Below are 16,454 nucleotides of genomic sequence, written 5' to 3'. Positions count from 1 at the left end.
GAATGTTTAGAGGAACTTCGGCCCATGGGTAAGAATTTGGTGAAACAATACGCGTAGACAGCAACGGGCTACGCTTTTAACCTTAAGTGTTCTACGTATTTACTCTGCCTTGAAGTATGCGGTAAATACGTGTATTGACTTATGTATCAGTAAGTTAGTAAATTAAATTCCGTTTTGCTTCGCTTTTTCTGAAACAGGGCCAAAAATAATTTGCCAGCGAAACGCCCACCGCCAGCGCAACTGGTAGGCGGTAATCCCGGCTTTGGCCAGAATGCGCCGCCAGTCTTCCCTTGAAAAAGCCCGCAGCACCGAGAGTGGCGCATCATTTTTGACTAAATACGAGCGGGAGAAAACTTTAGTCAGCCCTTTAATGGAATAATAAGCCAAAGGGTGCCGGTGGATATCGTTGATCAGAACGGCTACCCGCACCTGGCTTTTCAGTTGTTTCAGCAAAGATGCTAATTCCTCGTCCTGGAAATGGTGCAGAAAAAGGCTGCAAATCACCACGTCAAACTGCTCAAGGGCAAATTCATGGGAAAAGACATCGTGCTGACGGAAGGAGATCTCTGGGTAATCTTGGCTAAGAGAGGTGCTGTACTGGAGCATGAAGGCATTGGCATCTATCCCCACCAATTCTACCGCAAGGTGGTGTTGCCGCGCCCATTGCGCTACCATGCGTAAGGTGTCGCCGCCGCCGCTGCCTAGATCGGCTATTTTGAGCTTCTTTTCAGGAAACGAGGCGAAAAGCGGGTGCTTGATGATCTGGTTTAAGCCATGGCGCACGACATCATGACCGCCTAGCCAGATATTAATGAATTCCAGTTCCTGCAGGTTGCGGCGCAGATCCTCACTGGCGAGGGTAAGGTCATCCATCAACTCCAACTCCGTGGACCGCTGCTTAAACATAGTGCACCGAGAGTAGCATGGATTCTAGGGTAAGCCCCGGCCCAAAGGCAAAACTAAGGATAGGGGCCTCGTGGCGATCGGGCTGCAGTTCCTGCCACAGGGCCTGCAACACAAACAATACCGTAGCAGATGACATATTCCCGAACTGCCGCAGCACTTGGTAGGCGTGCTTGTTGTCGTTGGCCGTTAAGCCCAGCGCCTGCTCAATCACCTCCAGAATCTTTCGACCGCCGGGGTGAATGGCAAACAAGTCTATTTCTTCTAACTTGAGGTTCAGTTTCTGCAGCAGCGACTGCGTTAATTGCCCAATGCCTTGCTTAATTAAGGCCGGTACATAAGAAGAAAGCGTCATCTCAAACCCAAAATCGTGGATGTGCCAGGCCATGTCTTTATGCCCTGAGGGAGCCAAATCGCAATGAAACGCATCTACCCTGAGCGATAAAGGTGAAAGCGGTTTGGGACTTACCAAGACGGCCGCTGCGCCATCGGCAAAAAGGGAGTTGGAAACCAGGTGATCGCTTTCTGGTTGCTTTTGGAAATGCAGCGTGCACAGCTCGGTGCAGACAATGAGCACCCGAGCATCGGCATCGGCGCGGCAAATGGTATCGGCAACTTTCAAGGCATTGAAGGCGGCGTAACATCCCATAAAGTAAATGCAGGTGCGCTGCACTTGGGTGGGCAGCCCTAAGGCCTCTACTAGTTCAATATCTAAGCCCGGGGCGTACATGCCGGTGCAGCTAACTGTGATCAGATGGGTGATCAGGCTGGTGTCCATGTCCGGAATCTGGGACAGGCACTCCTGCGCGGCTTCTACTGAGAGTGGCAACGCGGCTTTCCGGTACTGCTGCATGCGGTCGCCCACAGTAGGGAAAGGTTCCAGGCCCGGAGTGTTGGGGTAGAACTCATAGTCCCCGTTTTGGCGGCCGTAATCGGGCAGGGCCGTGTGGCGTTGGTCAATGCCCGATACCCTATACAAGGCCTTTAACTTGCGCGTATCTTGCTCGTCTAGCTGAAGGGCCTCGGCCATGAAATCAGCAATTTGCTGCTGAGGAAAAGCATGCGGTGGATTAGCCGTGCCGATGGCGCAGAGGTAACTCTTCATATCTTAAGTATAAGCAAAAAAAGCGGCAAGATGTTTAAAGGACCAGATTGTTTTGCAAGGGCCCTCGGCAGATAGGGATCATCGCCTGCTGGGTATAAGTACTCTTTTTGCCCTGCCCGGGTTGTACTGTGGGCGCAGGCTTTTAGGTGTGTGGTATGGGCGAAGCGTGTTGTTTAGGCCTTGTTTTAAGAAAAAGAGTTTAAAAGCTTCCAGCCTTTATAATAAGTTATGGCAAGAAGTAGGGCTAAGGCTAGAAGGGCTTGCCGTGGGTGCGTCGCATGATGACCTTCACCGCACCGGGCAACACTTTCAGGCTAGCCACTGCCAGCTCAGACAGTAGGGGACGGCCGAAGAGGCGCTGAACCAGTCGGCCGGTTTGCAGCCGAGCGCCAAACTGCCGCTGCCAGGCGCTTGCATACGCGGCTTCCATCTGGTCTCTGGTCTGCAACCCATTCAGGAAACGGAGCACCTGTTCAGACAGGATCTTCGCTGAGTGGATCGCCATGGCCATTCCGTTTCCGCAAAGGGGGGTTATGAGGCCCGCGGCGTCTCCGCTCATGAGCACGTGGTCTTCCAGGCAAGCTTTGGGAGCAAAAGAGATCTCGTTGATGACCTCGGGCTGAGGGTATAGGAAATCACTGTTGGTCAGGAGTTCGCGCAGCCAGGGGTTTTTGCTTAATTCCTGCGTTTCCATGGCCGCAATGGTACCATGCTTTTTAAGGTTCTGGCGGGTGGTCAGGTAACAAAAGCAATAGCGGTCGTCTTCAATAGCGGAAACCCCGGCATACCCATCTGAGAAGTTGTGGAGTGCGATGACGTGTTTGGGCAGGTGGGTGCGCACGTGGTATTTCACCGCTAGGTAAGGGGAGCGCTCCTCAAAAAAAGAACGGTTTAGTCGGCGGTCCAACGTGCTGCGTTTACCATATGCTCCAATCACCACCGGTGCCTGAAGTTGTTCTCCAGAGGAGAGCGTCACCGTAAACGTGTTAACGTCAAAACGCACATCAGTGGCGCTTGTCTGCTGCCTGAAGGTGACCCCTTGCCGCAGCGCCATAAGGTAAAGATAATGATCTAACCGGTACCGGCTCACGCCAAAACCGCCCAAATCCAACGGGGTTTGCAAGCTGCGTCCCGCAGGAGAAGACAGCATAAAATGGGTTAGATAAGCGGGATTTAGCTCCTCCATGTTCACCCCCAAGCTTTCCAGAAAAGGAATTACCTCATTGGAAATATATTCGCCGCATACCTTATGAAAAGGAAACCTTTTCTTCTCTATCACTGTCACGTTTACGCCCTGCCCAGATAGTTGCAAAGCACTCACCAGACCGGCTAATCCTCCTCCAATGACAATGACTTCACGGTTAACCATAGGGCTTGGTTTAGATGTTGTTATTATTCAATTAATGTTATTTGAAACAATAGATTTAAGTATTTGTTCAGTGTAAAATGCAAAACCATCGCGCGTTATGATCGTTAAGAATAGATACAAACGCAGGATCGTTTTCGAGTTCAAGAATAAAGAAACCCCCATGAAACACTTTATACTCTTATTGATTATTTGTTTCACCTTCTATGATTTGCCAGCCCAGGTGAGAACCCGGCCGCTGCCAACAGAACAGAAGAGTGACGCAAAGGTTGACGTAGAAGATCAATCTATGTCTGTATACCCCAATCCTACCAGTGGTGTTATTACCATCTCCCTAGAAGGCTTTGAAGGTAAAAAAACTGATCTCCGGATCATGAATGTTATCGGAAACGTTGTCTACCGCGAAGTTATTCAAGACCCGGAGACCCACTACATGAAAACACTGGATTTAAATAAACTAGCTAAAGGGTTGTACTACGTGAAACTGGAAGCTCCCTCGTACAGCGAAGTCAGGAAAGTGATTCTCAGGTAGTACTTAGCAACTTACACAGAAAGGCAAAACCCCTAAAGGTTTTGCCTTTTTTATTGCCATTTCGGGAAAGCAGCTCTAAACTGAAAAGCCTTTTTGTGAAATCAATACTTTGTGTAGAAAAGAAATCAGGTCCTGAAAGGTTGGTCCTGTTTTGAAAAGGAAGCAAGCACGTTATCTAGAAGCAAGCACGTTATCTAGTAAAATTCTAGGTCTTGACTTTTTTCCTGAAAGGAAATTAGGGTGTAAGTCTCAGGTTTTCAGAATGGAGGTGGGTTGCTGAATTGATGTACTGCGTATTAATAATAAAAGAAATGTGCTTTTATACGAATGGTTATTTTGTTGTTTATTCCAGGCTTTTTGGAACACAAGGCATTACGCAAACAGATGCAGATAACCGAAAACCTGAAATTCAGGATAGTCCTGTTATACAATAACCGATAAGTAAAGCTGTAATTTTCTGTTTAGAAAGGATAAGCAGTATAGTGTTATTCTAAATGCAAACCAGTTGCCGCTAGCCGGGTTTTTGCAATAATTAAAGTGCCGCTGCTAGAAAAAACTGATTGGTTTTACCTGAGTTAATTTGTGGAGACGAGAAATTGTGGAGGTAAGGGCTTGTAACGGGTATAATGGAGGAGAAAGGAATGTGGCCTCGCCGGGAATCGAACCCAGATCTAAAGTTTAGGAAACTTCTATTCTATCCGTTGAACTACGGGGCCAATAAACCAAAGGCAGCAAGAACTACCCTGCAAAAGTAAAGCAAAATTAATTGCCAGAAAATATCAAAGGCATCAAATATGGCTTGTTTGCCCTTATAGTTTAAGCAATGTTTTTCCCATTGGGCATGCTAAAGGTAATAAACCATTGCAGACTTCTTTAGCGGAAACCAGTTTAATTTCTGGTTTTAGCAAATATATTTTTCAATAAGGCAATAATAATAAGAGTAATTCATTAAATAAGAAACAAATTAGAGCTCTAAATTCGTAGAGTAAATAAGAAGGAACAATTGTCGGCTTTATGCTGAAGATTCAAGGTAATTTATATATTTGCAACGATTTAAATTTACAACGACCCATTTACTATGAGAGATCAACTTAAAAGCAAGCTTGACAAAATGCAGATGGAGGTTATCCGCGACTGTCAGAATGTAGAAGATGTTCAATTGATGCTAGGTATTTTTAGCCAAATGAATGAGGCTTTGAATCAAATTCCAGATTCATTAAACAAGCCAAAAGGTGCTAAAAGAGGCCGTAAGCCTAAAAGCGCAGACGCTAATTCCTAAGAAGGATCTAAGAAGAATTTAGAGGAGTGAAGGGGATCTCAGTGAGAACCTTTCACTCCTTTTTTGTTTATAGGCTTTTTTTATTGAAAGCCTAGTAAATCAGGAAAGGTAAGAAAATGCTCCTGGTTTGAATTCCCTTCAAATCAATATTCATTGGTTGAATATATTCTCTCTTTGTGCCGTAAAAGGCAGTAGTTTCAGTTCCTGTCTCGTAAACCATACTTTGTAAGCCTTAAACCAGAGGTATGCCTATTAGAGGCGAGTAAGCTGTGTTTTCAAGGTGCGCGGAAGAAGCGGTTCAGGAAAATTTTAAACAAGTAGGCCAGAAAGGCAAAGGAATAGGGTGTATTCACGTATAGGAGGCGTTGGCTGTAACCCAACAGACGAGGGCATGGGTTGAGTACTTCAACTGAACGGCTTCTGACTTAGATGATATTCCATGGAGTCAACAGTAACCAATATTTCTATAGAACCCCATGAGGCGGATGATACGCAGCCCGCGCTGCTGTTCATTCCGGATATAAGCGGTTTTACCCGTTTCATGCATGAAAACGGGGTGCAGTACAGCCGTAACCTAATTGCTGACTTACTGGAGATTATCATTGAGGGCAACATCCTGAACATGGAGGTCTGCGAGATTCAGGGAGACGCTATCCTATTTTACAAGATCGGGGAAGCGCCCGCCATTGAGCAGATTGTAAGCCAATGCAAACAAATTTTTCTGGACTTCCAGAACTACCTTCGCATTATGGAGCGGGATGATATCCTGTCCAGCTCAAAACTATCAGAAAATCAGCTTACCCTTAAAATAGTGGTGCACTATGGGCGCATTAGTGTGACCCAAATACGAGACCATATCAAACTGATGGGCACGGATGTCATCTTGGCCCACCGATTGCTTAAAAACAGCATAGTAGGCTCTGAATACGTGCTCATGACCGAGGGGTACCTGAAGACCCAAGACCCAGAGGTGGTTTCTCAGAATTTTGAGTGGTCTCAACTGAAAGACGGAGTCAACAATTACGAGCATCTGGGCGATGTACGGTATAAATATGCCTTTCTGACCCCGTTGCGTCTGCTGGTCACTGATCCAGAGGCAGAGCATACTCATAAGCAGTACCCCAATACCTTCTCCTTGCGGGATCATATCAAGGCCCCGGTAGAGTTGGTGTTGCGGGTGGTCCAGAATTACCGGCTAAAGCCTAAATGGATGCACCGAGTGAAAAGTGCGCGCTTTGATACCAGAAAGGTGAACCGCATTGGCACTAATTATTTCTGCGACATGGAGAAAGGCGGGTCTATAGAAATGCAAACCCTCCAAAATCGGGTGACAGCTGATAAAATTGAGGTGATTGAGAAGATGGCCAATTTCAAGATGTTTCCTAACTCTTTGATCTTTTACCATCTGTACCAAGAGCAGGAGGGAACCCTCATTACGCTGGAGTTCCATTACAGCAGGGTATCGGTGGGAGATTATTTTTATGACAACTTTGGCCGCAAACAAATAAAAGGCTTCATGAAAGCCTCGCTGCATCAGCTCAAGCACCTGTGTGAGCAGCTGTATGCCAATAGGCTGAAGTAATCGCTTATACACCTTATAAAACAGAAGGGGCTGCCGTAATCAAACGGCAGCCCCTTCTGTTTTATGATTTCTTTGTTTCGTTACCGAGCTATGGCAATTACAAAGGAAACCACGGTCAAGATAATCCCGATCATGAAAATGGTGTACGAGATGCGCAACAGGCGGTACTTGTTTTTAAGTACGTCACCCAGGTAATAGATATCGGTGATCATGTTGTTGTAGAGGGCGTTCTTGTCACGCATGATCTCGTGCATGCCGTTCTGGAAATCCTCCAGCGGGATCTTGGTGAAGTTCCCGAAGAACAGCAGGTTGATACGGCGGCTGGTAAGCTTGTTGGGCCGTAACCTGAAGCTGGTTACCTCCGGCTGCGCTGAGATAATAGCCGAAATCACCGAGGCCAGGGTAGTGGCCAGCAAGATTCCCACCGGGATCATCAAAATAGGGTTTCTGGTAAACTCTGCCCCAATGATAGAAGACTTGGTACCCAGGTACGTGATAATGATGGACATGATAATAGCGTTCAAGCTGATCATCATGTTGGCCTTGTTGTCTGCAATGGCACTTAGACTGATGTGATTGTCATAGGTGCTCTTGAACATGGTCTCAATCCCCCGTTTGGGCTGGGCCAGGTCCTCGCGGTTTTTCTTCTCCTTCTTCTTTTTCTTTTTGGCCAGTTCCTGTTGGTGTGCCCGTTGGTCCTGTATGTTTTTGCTGAGCTGCTTAGAGTACTTGGCTTGGGCAGGCTGGGTCCGGAAAGAGACCGAAAGCAGGAAGTCTAATTGGTACTGCGCCCACTCCAGGTCAGAGAAGGTGCGGTTTAAGAAAATCTCCCATTCCACGCGCAGCAACTCGGCGGTGGCAAAGAAGGTGTCCTTTCCTATGTTAGCCATGTCTGCGTCTACCAGAAGGTCTTCCAGCAGATGGTGCGTGATCTGGCTTTGCTTGGTGGCCATGATGCATTGGTTCACCTGCATAATTTTATCCTCGGGGTACTTGTGTTCCCTAAGAAAAGCAGTGGCAATTTCTACGCTCTCGTCTTCGTGGTTCTCATAGGTGGTGATATAGCCGGTGTCATGAAACCAAGCCGCCAACATGAGTATCTCCATTTCTTCTGGGGGCAACGTGTACCCCTCGGCCAGTTCCCTGGCTTCCTTTACCACCTCAAACGTATGTTTGTAGTTGTGGTAAACTAACTTTTTAGATAGTTTCTCTTTGAAAAGCGTGAACACATAGTTGCCAGCTTTCCGGATGAGATCTTCGTTTTCCATAGAATAGGTGAGGGCGGTATTGCCTGTAGCACTTGTCTAAAACAGCGTGATGGCCGTTTAGGTTATAGGTGAATCCAACAGGTCTACAACGCAAAACCAGCTTTGAAGGTTAGCTGAAAACGTTTTGGGCAGTAAGAAGGAGGTAAGGTCTACTAGTTAAGCTAAGCTTCGTTTTAGGCCTGTTTTTGCCAAGATACCCCTAAAACAAAGGTTGCACTTTTAACTAAGGTCCTCGGCAGAAGCAACTTCCCCGGATTGGTCTTGTAGTTAAGGGATTTGCCTTCAGAAAACCCATTTTAATGAAGGTGACTCGTCCACAACAGATTTTAATTGATAGTGCAAGCTTTGAAGCCGTTTTCATGAAAAAGACTCTAAAAGGGAAGAAATAGGAATTTGTATTTCAAGAAAGCCCCAGAGAACTGTAAGAAGTGGCATCCTAAAAATTCTTCTAACCCTAGGCTTCGTGCCTACGTCATAGAGGCAAATATTCTGCTCAAGCTATTTAGAAGGTTCTGGATAATCTCGGACGCCCGCTCTCCGTATAAAGAGCAGCTTTTACGTCCTTGAGTACTTTCTGCTTCTATTTCCCTGGAACCTGGGCCCGCAGATTGGAAAGTCTTGTTTTTATTGTTCATGAAGAAAAAATACATTCTCCTCTTCTTACCGTTTGCCGTTTTCTGGCTGGTGCAAGCCTGTACCGTCTCTAAACCTTATTATGCCCGCAATGTACTTGATTGGCAGTCTCAAACGCCTAAAGACACCTCTGAGATTATCTACAGTGTTTTCCTGATTGGCGACGCTGGAGCCCCGCTCACCGATAAACCCGACCCAACCCTGATGCACCTGAAATCCCAGATTGACCGGGCCGGGGCAAAAAGTGCCGTGGTGTACCTGGGAGACAACATCTACCACAACGGCTTGCCAGAGCCAGACGCCTACGACCGCAAAACTGCCGAGGAGCGCATGAAGGCACAGTTGGACATTCTGAAAGGATACCCGGGCGAGAAGTACATGATCCCCGGGAACCACGATTGGGGTGGTGGTAGCGGTACCCCCGACGGTTGGAATGCCGTGGTGCGGGAAGAGCGTTTCGTAGAAGAATACCTAGCCGATAGTAACATAGTGGCCGGTACCGACTTTTTTGTGCCCGGTAACGGCTGCCCTGGTCCTTTCGAGGTGCTGATAGAAGAAGAGATCGTCTTGATTGCGCTGGACTCCCACTGGTGGCTGCACCCCTATGATAAACCCTACGGCGATGATACGCCCTGCGGAGCCGTAAGTGAGGTAGATGTGTTGGTGCAATTAGAGGACATCATCCAGAAAAACAAAGACAAGAATATTGTGGTAGTGGGCCATCATCCGCTGTTCAGTAACGGTATCCACGGCGGGTACTTTACCTTAACCGACCACTTGTTTCCTTTGACCATTTTGAGAAAGGCTTGGGTGTTGCCCCTGCCTATCATTGGGTCTATCTATCCGTTGGCCCGTAAGTACGGTGGTATTGCCCAAGATATTCCGCATCCTAGCTATCAGGCCTATATCAATGGGCTTATGGGCGTATTCAACAAGTATGACAACATTGTCTACGCTGCCGGACATGAGCACAACCTGCAGTATTTCAAGCAAGGGAAACTGTCGCACATTGTGAGTGGCGCGGGTTGTAAGACGCAGCACGTGAAGAACGGCGGTGATGCCCTTTACGCCGAGAAATCACAGGGATATGCCCGCGTCAACTACTATAAGAATGGTGAGGCGTGGGTAGAGTTCTGGGCCAAGAACGATGACGATGAACCCGCCAAGCTGTCTTTCCGGATGCCTATGTACGCCAAAACCAAACCGGAGGCAGAACAGATTGCGGTGTCAACAGAAGACTACAAAGACAGCACCATCACCATGCCTGCCAACAGCACCTATGGGGCGGGCGCATTCAAGAAAGGGCTGTTAGGAAACCACTACCGCAGAGAATGGCAAACCCCGGTAACGCTTCCTTTGCTGGACTTGAAGCGGGAACGCGGCGGTTTGGTGCCTTACCAAAAAGGAGGCGGAAAACAGACTTCTTCCTTGAAACTACGCAATGAGGAGGGGCGGGAGTACACCTTGCGTTCAGTGAACAAAGACCCCACCAACGTGCTGCCGGTGGCCTTGCAGGAAACCTTCGCCCGTGATTTGTTGCAGGACCAGATCTCGGCCCAGCACCCGTACGGAGCCTTGATTGCCGCCAAGTTAGCCGATGCCGCAGGGGTTTACCACACCAACCCCAAGCTGGTGTATGTGCCCAGTGACCCACGCCTGCGCCAGTACCTGGACGAGTTCAACAACACCGTAGCCTTTTTAGAGGAAGACGCCGACGAAGACCACGCAGACGTAGCCAGTTTGGGCAATGCCACCAATATTATTGGAACCGAGAAACTACTGGAGCGGAAGCAGAATGACCATGACAACCGGGTCAACGAGCAGGAGTTTGCCCGTGCCCGTCTACTGGACATGCTCATTGGGGACTGGGACCGGCACGAAGGCCAGTGGCGTTGGGTAGAAACCAGGTCAGGCGAAGACAACAGAACCTACCGGCCGGTGCCTGAAGACCGGGACATTGCGTTCTTCAAAGCCGATGGCATCATTCCGTGGCTCGTGAGCCGGCGGTGGGCGGTGCGTAACTTTCAGCATTTTGGCAAAGACTACGGCGATTACAAAGGCCTTAACTTGACTGCTCTAACCATAGACCGCACCTTCCTGTCCAGTGTCACCCGCGAGCAGTGGATTGCGCTGGCCAATGAAGTGAAAGCCTCCATGACCGACGCCGCTATTGAGGAAGCCGTACGGCAGATGCCTCCTGAGGTGTACCCCATCTCTGGGCCTGAGCTTATCTCCAAACTAAAGTCAAGAAGGGAGCTGTTGCCGCAGGTGGCCGAGAAGTACTATGTGCATTTAGCCGAGGACGTAGACATTGCCGGGTCAGACAAGCGCGAGCGGTTTGAAGTAAACCGTATCTCAGATGACCAGACCGAGGTGGTGGTGCGCAAAATCAACAAAGAAGGACAAGTAAGCAAAGAGCTTTACCGCAGGCTGTTTTTCAACAAAGAGACGGAAGAGATCAGGTTGTATGGGTTGGGCGGCGATGACGTGTTTGAAGTAACCGGAAACGTGAGAAACAGCCCTATGGTGCGCATCATTGGTGGCGAAGGCAACGACTCCATCGCAGACAGGTCCTTTGTGAAGGGGGCGGTGCGTAAAACCAAGGTCTATGATTTCACGGGCGAGAAAAATGTACTGACCCTCAGCCAGGAAGCCGAAGACAAAACCGAAGCCTTCGAAGACGTCAACCTCTATGACCGCGATAACTATAAATTAGCGTACCTAGGCCCTCGGTTGTCTATTGAGTATAACGTAGACGATGGCTTGTTCCTGGGTGGTGGGTTACTTTACCGCAACCATAAATTCAGGAAAAAGCCGTACGCGTCTGAACATTACCTGCGCGGAAATTACGCCTTTGCCACCCGTGCCTACAACATCAGGTATGACTCAGAGTTTAAGCAGGTCTTCAATGACAACTTAGACCTGGGGGTAAAAGCCGCCATTTACGGGCCCCAGTACCAGATCAACTTCTTTGGGTTGGGGAACGAGACAGAACAGGAGCGGGATGATATTGAGTACTACCGTGTGCGGTTGGCTCGCATGATGGTGTCTCCTACCATCAACACTAGCTTTACTCATTTCGTGAGAATGGGCATAGGGCCTTTTTATGATCGGTATGAATTGCAGCATTACCCTGGCCGGTACGTGGATGAAATCTTCTCTGAGGAAGTCTTCGGGATGGAGCAGTTCACCGGTTTAAGAGGGTACCTGAACCTGCAGGCGGTAAGTACCCCTATCAACCCCCGTATCGGGCTGAAGTGGTTGAATGAGTTTTCTTACACCCGCCAGTTGGGCGGAGAAGGCAGGAACTTCGGCCGCATTGGGTCTGAGTTTATGTTCTACATTGGGCCGCGTCTGCCGTTCCAGCTTACCCTGGCGGCTCGGTTTGGCGGCGCTCATAACTTCGGGGACTTTCCATTCTATCAGGCTAACACCTTGGGTGGGCTTACCAACCTGCGCGGCTACCGGCGTACCCGTTTTGCCGGGCGCAGCTCCCTTTACCAAAACACCGAGGTGCGGGTAGAGGTCTTCAAATTTAACGTGTACCTGTTCCCGGGTAAGTTTGGGGTGATGGGTCTGGTAGACCACGGTCGCGTCTGGGCCGATAACGAGAACTCAAATAAGATTCACCGAGGTGTGGGTGGCGGTATCTGGATTGACGTGCTCAAGCAGGCGGTAATCAATGCCACGTACTCTGTAGGCGAAGACGATAAACTATTCAACCTGAACTTTGGCTTCCTGTTTTAACATGGCATCAACTTTATTTTGTATTAATGCGTCTCGCTACAGAAGTTGGGGCCTGACTTTAATGGGGGCCTTGATGCTGCAAAGCGCAGCAAACCAAGCGCAGGCGCAAGGCTTTTTCACTGATTCTATTCGGGCGGCGCAGCACGCCACCGATCCGCAGGAACTCGCCAATCCGTCTGTTATAGGCATGGGCAAGAGCAAGGGAGTCATTATCCGGTATGAGCGGCTGCCCCGGTTTGGCATGCATTCAAGGGGGCAGCAAAGCGATGTGGAGGATGCCCGGGCTAATGTGCTCAGAAGTAACCGCTTTGAGTTTAAAGCTTATGCGCCGCTTGTCAATAATCCTCATTTCAAACTGGTGTTGGGGGCCGGGTACTTTCTGGAGGAGTTCAACTTCAAAGAGCCCGAGAACCAGCAATACCCTTTGTACCAACGGTTGGAGGATAAAAACCTGCGGTCTCTGGATGGACAATTAGTAATGCTGCGACCCATCAATGAGAAAAACTACATCATCTTCAGGGTGAAGGGCGAGCTAAACGGAGATTACGGCAAGTATCGGGATATCAGCCTGACGCGCTATCTGAGAACCTCCATGGAGGCCATCTACGGCTGGAAGAAAAGTCCTTACTTGTCGTATGGGGTAGGGGTTCAATTGGGCTACGCTTTTGGTCGGCAAACCATTTACCCTGCCTTGCTGTACAACCGCACCTTCAACGACAGATGGGGCGTGGAAGCCATCTTCCCGGCAAACGTGACTTTCCGGCGTAATTTCTCAGAGAAATCGCTTCTCTATATGGGGTACCGCATTGAGGGCGCCACCTACAACATCAACATCAACACAGAGCCTTTCAATCAGTACGAGACCGTGGAGCTACGGAAATCAGAGATCAAAGGCCGCCTCCGCTGGGATAGGGAAATCTATGACTTCCTGTGGTTTGCCCTGGAGTCTGGATACCGCTACAACCACCGGTTTAACGTGTATGACGGACGCCAACGCACGGCCAATCCTCTGATTGAGACGCACATTAAAGACGCCGTTTACTTCAACGTAGAGTTGTTCCTGGTGCCTCCGCGCCGATTCCTGAAGCAGTAGTTTTACTTACCTGTTTAGAGGCTGTTTTCCTGAAAATGGCTTCTAAACAGGAACCCAATAAAAAGTTGAAGCCCGCTATGATTGTATAGCGGGCTTCAACTTTTTATGCTGCTAGAAATTGGGTACTTACGCGTCTGAGGTGGTAAGCAGCCCAGCTTGGGTGGCTTTCTCTTTCAGGTAAAGGTAGGCCGCTTGTTGCGCGTGCATGGAAGCCCCTGCATCCTCAGAACTCCAGTACTGGTTATCTGAAAGGCGGGCTTTCTGGTTGTCTCTCATATGGATATCCAGCATATGCCTGATCTCCTGACGAAGGGTAGGGTTGTAGATCGGGAAGGCGACCTCTACCCGGCGGCTCAGGTTACGGTTCATCCAGTCAGCGGAGGCAACGTAGATTTTCTCCTCGCCGCCGTTGCCAAACACGTAGATGCGGCCATGCTCCAGGTACCGGTCCACAATACTGCGCACCGAGATGTTCTCGCTTAAGTCCGGCACTCCCGGGATAAGGCTACAGATGCCGCGTATCAGTAATTCAATCTTCACCCCAGCCTTACTTGCATCATACAACTGCTGTATCATGCGGGTATCTTGTAGGGCATTCATCTTAGCCACAATGTACGCCGGCTTGCCTTCCTGTGCCAGTTGCATCTCGTGCCTGATCAGTTTCACCAGACTCTCCCGCAGGTTAATGGGCGCCACCATTAGGTGCTCAAATGTTTGGTCTCGGCCGCCGTCTACCAGAAAGTTGAACACCTTGCTGAGTTCATTGGTAAGCCGGGTGTCGGTGGTGAACAGGGCGTGGTCGGTGTAGATAAGCGAGGTCTTCTCATTGTAATTGCCGGTGCTCAGGTAGGCATATTGTACCGCCTGTCCGTCTTCCTGGCGGGTTACCAGGCCAATCTTGCTATGGACTTTCAGGTCCTCTGAGCCGTAGATTACGTTGGCGCCGGCCTGTTCCAGTTTGCTGCCCCAGTAGATGTTAGATTCCTCGTCAAAGCGAGCTTTCAGTTCTACCACGACCGTCACCAGTTTGCCGTGTTCGGCGGCCCTGATCAAAGCTTTGGCTACTTTTGATTTATCAGCTACGCGGTACAGGGTGACACTGATGCTGGTGACCGCGGGGTCGTTGGCGGCCTCTTCAAAAAACCGAAGCACGTAGTCAAACTTCTGGTATGGGTAGTGCACCATAAACTCCTGCTCTTTCATGGCAGCCAGAATGCTGGGGGCGTTTTCCAGCACCGGGTGGGGCAGGGGCGGCTGAGGTTCGTAGTAGAGGTTCGGCATCTTGAACTTAGGGAAGCCGAAGAAATCCCGGAAATTGTGGAACCGGCTGCCTACCACTAACTCATCGGTGGTGATGCCGATGCGGTCCAGCAAGGCGTGCAGCAGGGGCTCTGGAGTCTCAGGATCGTAGAGCAATCGGCTGGGGCGGCCTTTCTCGCGTTTTTTAAGGCTTTTCTTGATTTTGGCCATTAAATTACCCGATACCTCTTCCTCTATATCCAATTCGGCATCGCGGGAAAGTTTAACGGCATAAGCTTCCACCTCGGCAAAGCCGGGGAAAAGCTCCGGCAACCCTACCCTGATCACATCGTCCAGCAACATCACATAGTGCTCGCCCTGCTCAACAGGAAGCTGCACAAAGCGGCTTCCGTGTTTCTGGGTTGGAATCTCCAGAATGGCGTACTGCTCTTGCTGATTTTCCTGTTTAGGGCCTGGTTTCAGGCGGATCATCAGGTACACGGTCTGGTCTTTGAGGAAAAGCGGGCTGGGGTTGGTGCTGAAAATGATGGGCACCAGCAAGGGCTTTATCTGTCGCCGGAAATAATCCAGGGCCATTTTATGCTGCCCGTCAGTACACTCGGTTTCGTCAATCAGGTGGATGTGCTGTCTGCGGAGTTCCGGTAGTATCTCGTTCCGGAAAATCTGGCCAAACTCCTGCTGCTGCTTGGAAACCTCGGCAATGATGGCTTCCAGTTCCGGCGAAGGGTCGTCTTCTAGTTTCTCGCGGGTTTTCTTTTTCAGCTTGACCAGGCGGCGCATGGTGGCCACCCGTACCTTGAAGTACTCGTCCAAATTAGAGGAGAAGATGGCCATAAAGTTGAGGCGCTCCAACAGGGGCACCCGCGGGTCTTTGGCTTCTTGCAGAACCCGGTAATTGAAAGCAAGCCAGCTCAGCTCCCTACTGATAAGTGGGGTTTCCTGGCTTGGAGGATTGGCCGAAGAAGGTGTTGTTACGTCAATAGAATCTTTAGCCGCCATTCAGGTTGGTTTATGCGTGGCAGGGCAGGCACGCGTTAGCGATAGTTTTTAGGAAAGTCAAAGAAGAGAAGTCGGGCGTTGTCTGGCGAGATCTCTCCCCAGTAGCCGCAATCAAAGCTGAAGCCCACAATGCCGGCTGTGGGAATGTCGCCCAGGCTTTTCTCAGTGCTAAGCCGGTTGGCTACTTCAGAGAACGCTGGGTTATGGCCCACCAGCATCACGTGGTTGTACTCATCTGGCAAAGACTGAATGAAAAGCAGCAAGTCATCTGCCGTGATCAGGTAAAGCTCTTCCTGCACCCCAATTTTTTCGGGCGCTAAATTCAACTCCTTGGTGACCAATGAGGCAGTGGTGATGGCTCTCACCGCTGAGCTGGAAATGACCAGGTCCAGTTTTATTTCCCTTTCAACCAGTTCCTGACCCATGAGCGGAGCATCTGTGCGGCCTCTTTTATTCAGCGGCCGGTCATGGTCACTTAGCTCCTCGTATTTCCAGCTGGATTTGGCGTGGCGTAACAGATATAGTGTCTTCATTTGGCATTCATAACATGAAAGCCACAACTGTCTTGCAGCTGTGGCTTTCATGTTTACTGAATGCGCCTGAAAATGGTTGTGCTGAGAAATGGTCTTCTTCCGCCTCCCGGAACAAAGTCAAAAGGCTTCGGCACTTGGCTTGTTCTAATCAAAT

General features: G+C 49.5%; 11 protein-coding genes and 1 tRNA gene. 5 read left to right on the top strand and 7 right to left on the bottom strand.

Features of this window, described 5'->3' with window-relative positions; genetic code table 11:
• Window positions 1-162: 162 nt before the first annotated feature.
• The 3 genes from ACW9SV_RS04265 to ACW9SV_RS04255 form a co-directional block, all read right to left on the bottom strand.
• Window positions 163-906 (bottom strand): methyltransferase domain-containing protein, encoded by a 744-nt coding sequence (locus tag ACW9SV_RS04265; RefSeq protein WP_479555496.1) that lies wholly within the window; start codon window positions 904-906, stop codon window positions 163-165.
• Window positions 899-2,008, bottom strand: a complete 1,110-nt coding sequence (locus ACW9SV_RS04260) for a type III polyketide synthase (protein ID WP_479555495.1) — start codon at window positions 2,006-2,008, stop codon at window positions 899-901. The genes ACW9SV_RS04265 and ACW9SV_RS04260 overlap by 8 nt, the downstream gene beginning before the upstream one ends.
• A 250-nt stretch (window positions 2,009-2,258) precedes the next feature.
• Window positions 2,259-3,377, bottom strand: a complete 1,119-nt coding sequence (locus ACW9SV_RS04255; RefSeq protein ID WP_479555494.1) for an NAD(P)/FAD-dependent oxidoreductase — start codon at window positions 3,375-3,377, stop codon at window positions 2,259-2,261.
• Window positions 3,378-3,537: 160 nt separating this feature from the next.
• On the opposite strand from ACW9SV_RS04255, the gene ACW9SV_RS04250 reads away from it, so the two are divergent.
• Window positions 3,538-3,906: a T9SS type A sorting domain-containing protein gene (locus ACW9SV_RS04250; RefSeq protein ID WP_479555493.1), complete on the top strand. Its 369-nt coding sequence runs from the start codon at window positions 3,538-3,540 to the stop codon at window positions 3,904-3,906.
• 644 nt (window positions 3,907-4,550) lie between these two features.
• On the opposite strand, the gene ACW9SV_RS04245 is transcribed toward ACW9SV_RS04250, so the two are convergent.
• Window positions 4,551-4,622: transfer RNA gene (locus ACW9SV_RS04245), tRNA-Arg, on the bottom strand.
• A gap of 362 nt (window positions 4,623-4,984) precedes the next feature.
• Here ACW9SV_RS04245 and ACW9SV_RS04240 point away from each other — a divergent pair.
• On the top strand, window positions 4,985-5,185 hold the full coding sequence (locus ACW9SV_RS04240; RefSeq protein ID WP_149089523.1) for a hypothetical protein: 201 nt from the start codon (window positions 4,985-4,987) through the stop codon (window positions 5,183-5,185).
• Window positions 5,186-5,624: 439 nt separating this feature from the next.
• Window positions 5,625-6,767, top strand: coding sequence for a DUF2652 domain-containing protein (locus tag ACW9SV_RS04235; protein ID WP_479555492.1), 1,143 nt, complete (start codon window positions 5,625-5,627; stop codon window positions 6,765-6,767).
• 80 nt (window positions 6,768-6,847) lie between these two features.
• Here the strand turns inward: ACW9SV_RS04235 and ACW9SV_RS04230 are convergent, their stop codons facing one another.
• Window positions 6,848-8,035 carry a Pycsar system effector family protein gene (locus tag ACW9SV_RS04230; RefSeq protein WP_479555491.1) on the bottom strand — a complete coding sequence of 396 codons (1,188 nt, stop codon included), beginning with the start codon at window positions 8,033-8,035 and terminating at the stop codon, window positions 6,848-6,850.
• Window positions 8,036-8,668: 633 nt separating this feature from the next.
• On the opposite strand from ACW9SV_RS04230, the gene ACW9SV_RS04225 reads away from it, so the two are divergent.
• Together ACW9SV_RS04225 and ACW9SV_RS04220 are read left to right on the top strand one after the other, a co-directional pair.
• Entirely contained in the window at window positions 8,669-12,415 is a 3,747-nt protein-coding gene (locus tag ACW9SV_RS04225) for a metallophosphoesterase (RefSeq protein ID WP_479555490.1), read from the top strand.
• A 1-nt stretch (window position 12,416) separates the two neighbouring features.
• Window positions 12,417-13,508: a DUF6268 family outer membrane beta-barrel protein gene (locus ACW9SV_RS04220; RefSeq protein WP_479555489.1), complete on the top strand. Its 1,092-nt coding sequence runs from the start codon at window positions 12,417-12,419 to the stop codon at window positions 13,506-13,508.
• Window positions 13,509-13,634: 126 nt separating this feature from the next.
• Here the strand turns inward: ACW9SV_RS04220 and ppk1 are convergent, their stop codons facing one another.
• Both ppk1 and ACW9SV_RS04210 read right to left on the bottom strand, forming a co-directional pair.
• Window positions 13,635-15,767: a polyphosphate kinase 1 gene (gene ppk1 / locus ACW9SV_RS04215; protein ID WP_479555488.1), complete on the bottom strand. Its 2,133-nt coding sequence runs from the start codon at window positions 15,765-15,767 to the stop codon at window positions 13,635-13,637.
• A 35-nt stretch (window positions 15,768-15,802) separates the two neighbouring features.
• On the bottom strand, window positions 15,803-16,300 hold the full coding sequence (locus ACW9SV_RS04210; protein ID WP_479555487.1) for a SixA phosphatase family protein: 498 nt from the start codon (window positions 16,298-16,300) through the stop codon (window positions 15,803-15,805).
• Between the last annotated feature and the right edge of the window lie 154 nt (window positions 16,301-16,454).

The organism is Rufibacter sp. JT20002, from assembly GCF_056491185.1.
The sequence above is the reverse complement of the archived record's forward strand: the minus strand, read 5'-3'. Positions and strand labels throughout refer to the sequence as shown.

Excerpts from the sequence above, each read along its gene's own strand:
- ACW9SV_RS04265 (WP_479555496.1), bottom strand. The coding sequence starts at position 906 with ATGTTTAAGCAGCGGTCCACGGAGTTGGAGTTGATGGATGACCTTACC.
- ACW9SV_RS04260 (WP_479555495.1), bottom strand. The coding sequence starts at position 2,008 with ATGAAGAGTTACCTCTGCGCCATCGGCACGGCTAATCCACCGCATGCT.
- ACW9SV_RS04255 (WP_479555494.1), bottom strand. The coding sequence starts at position 3,377 with ATGGTTAACCGTGAAGTCATTGTCATTGGAGGAGGATTAGCCGGTCTG.
- ACW9SV_RS04250 (WP_479555493.1), top strand. The coding sequence starts at position 3,538 with ATGAAACACTTTATACTCTTATTGATTATTTGTTTCACCTTCTATGAT.
- ACW9SV_RS04240 (WP_149089523.1), top strand. The coding sequence starts at position 4,985 with ATGAGAGATCAACTTAAAAGCAAGCTTGACAAAATGCAGATGGAGGTT.
- ACW9SV_RS04235 (WP_479555492.1), top strand. The coding sequence starts at position 5,625 with ATGGAGTCAACAGTAACCAATATTTCTATAGAACCCCATGAGGCGGAT.
- ACW9SV_RS04230 (WP_479555491.1), bottom strand. The coding sequence starts at position 8,035 with ATGGAAAACGAAGATCTCATCCGGAAAGCTGGCAACTATGTGTTCACG.
- ACW9SV_RS04225 (WP_479555490.1), top strand. The coding sequence starts at position 8,669 with ATGAAGAAAAAATACATTCTCCTCTTCTTACCGTTTGCCGTTTTCTGG.
- ACW9SV_RS04220 (WP_479555489.1), top strand. The coding sequence starts at position 12,417 with ATGGCATCAACTTTATTTTGTATTAATGCGTCTCGCTACAGAAGTTGG.
- ppk1 (WP_479555488.1), bottom strand. The coding sequence starts at position 15,767 with ATGGCGGCTAAAGATTCTATTGACGTAACAACACCTTCTTCGGCCAAT.
- ACW9SV_RS04210 (WP_479555487.1), bottom strand. The coding sequence starts at position 16,300 with ATGAAGACACTATATCTGTTACGCCACGCCAAATCCAGCTGGAAATAC.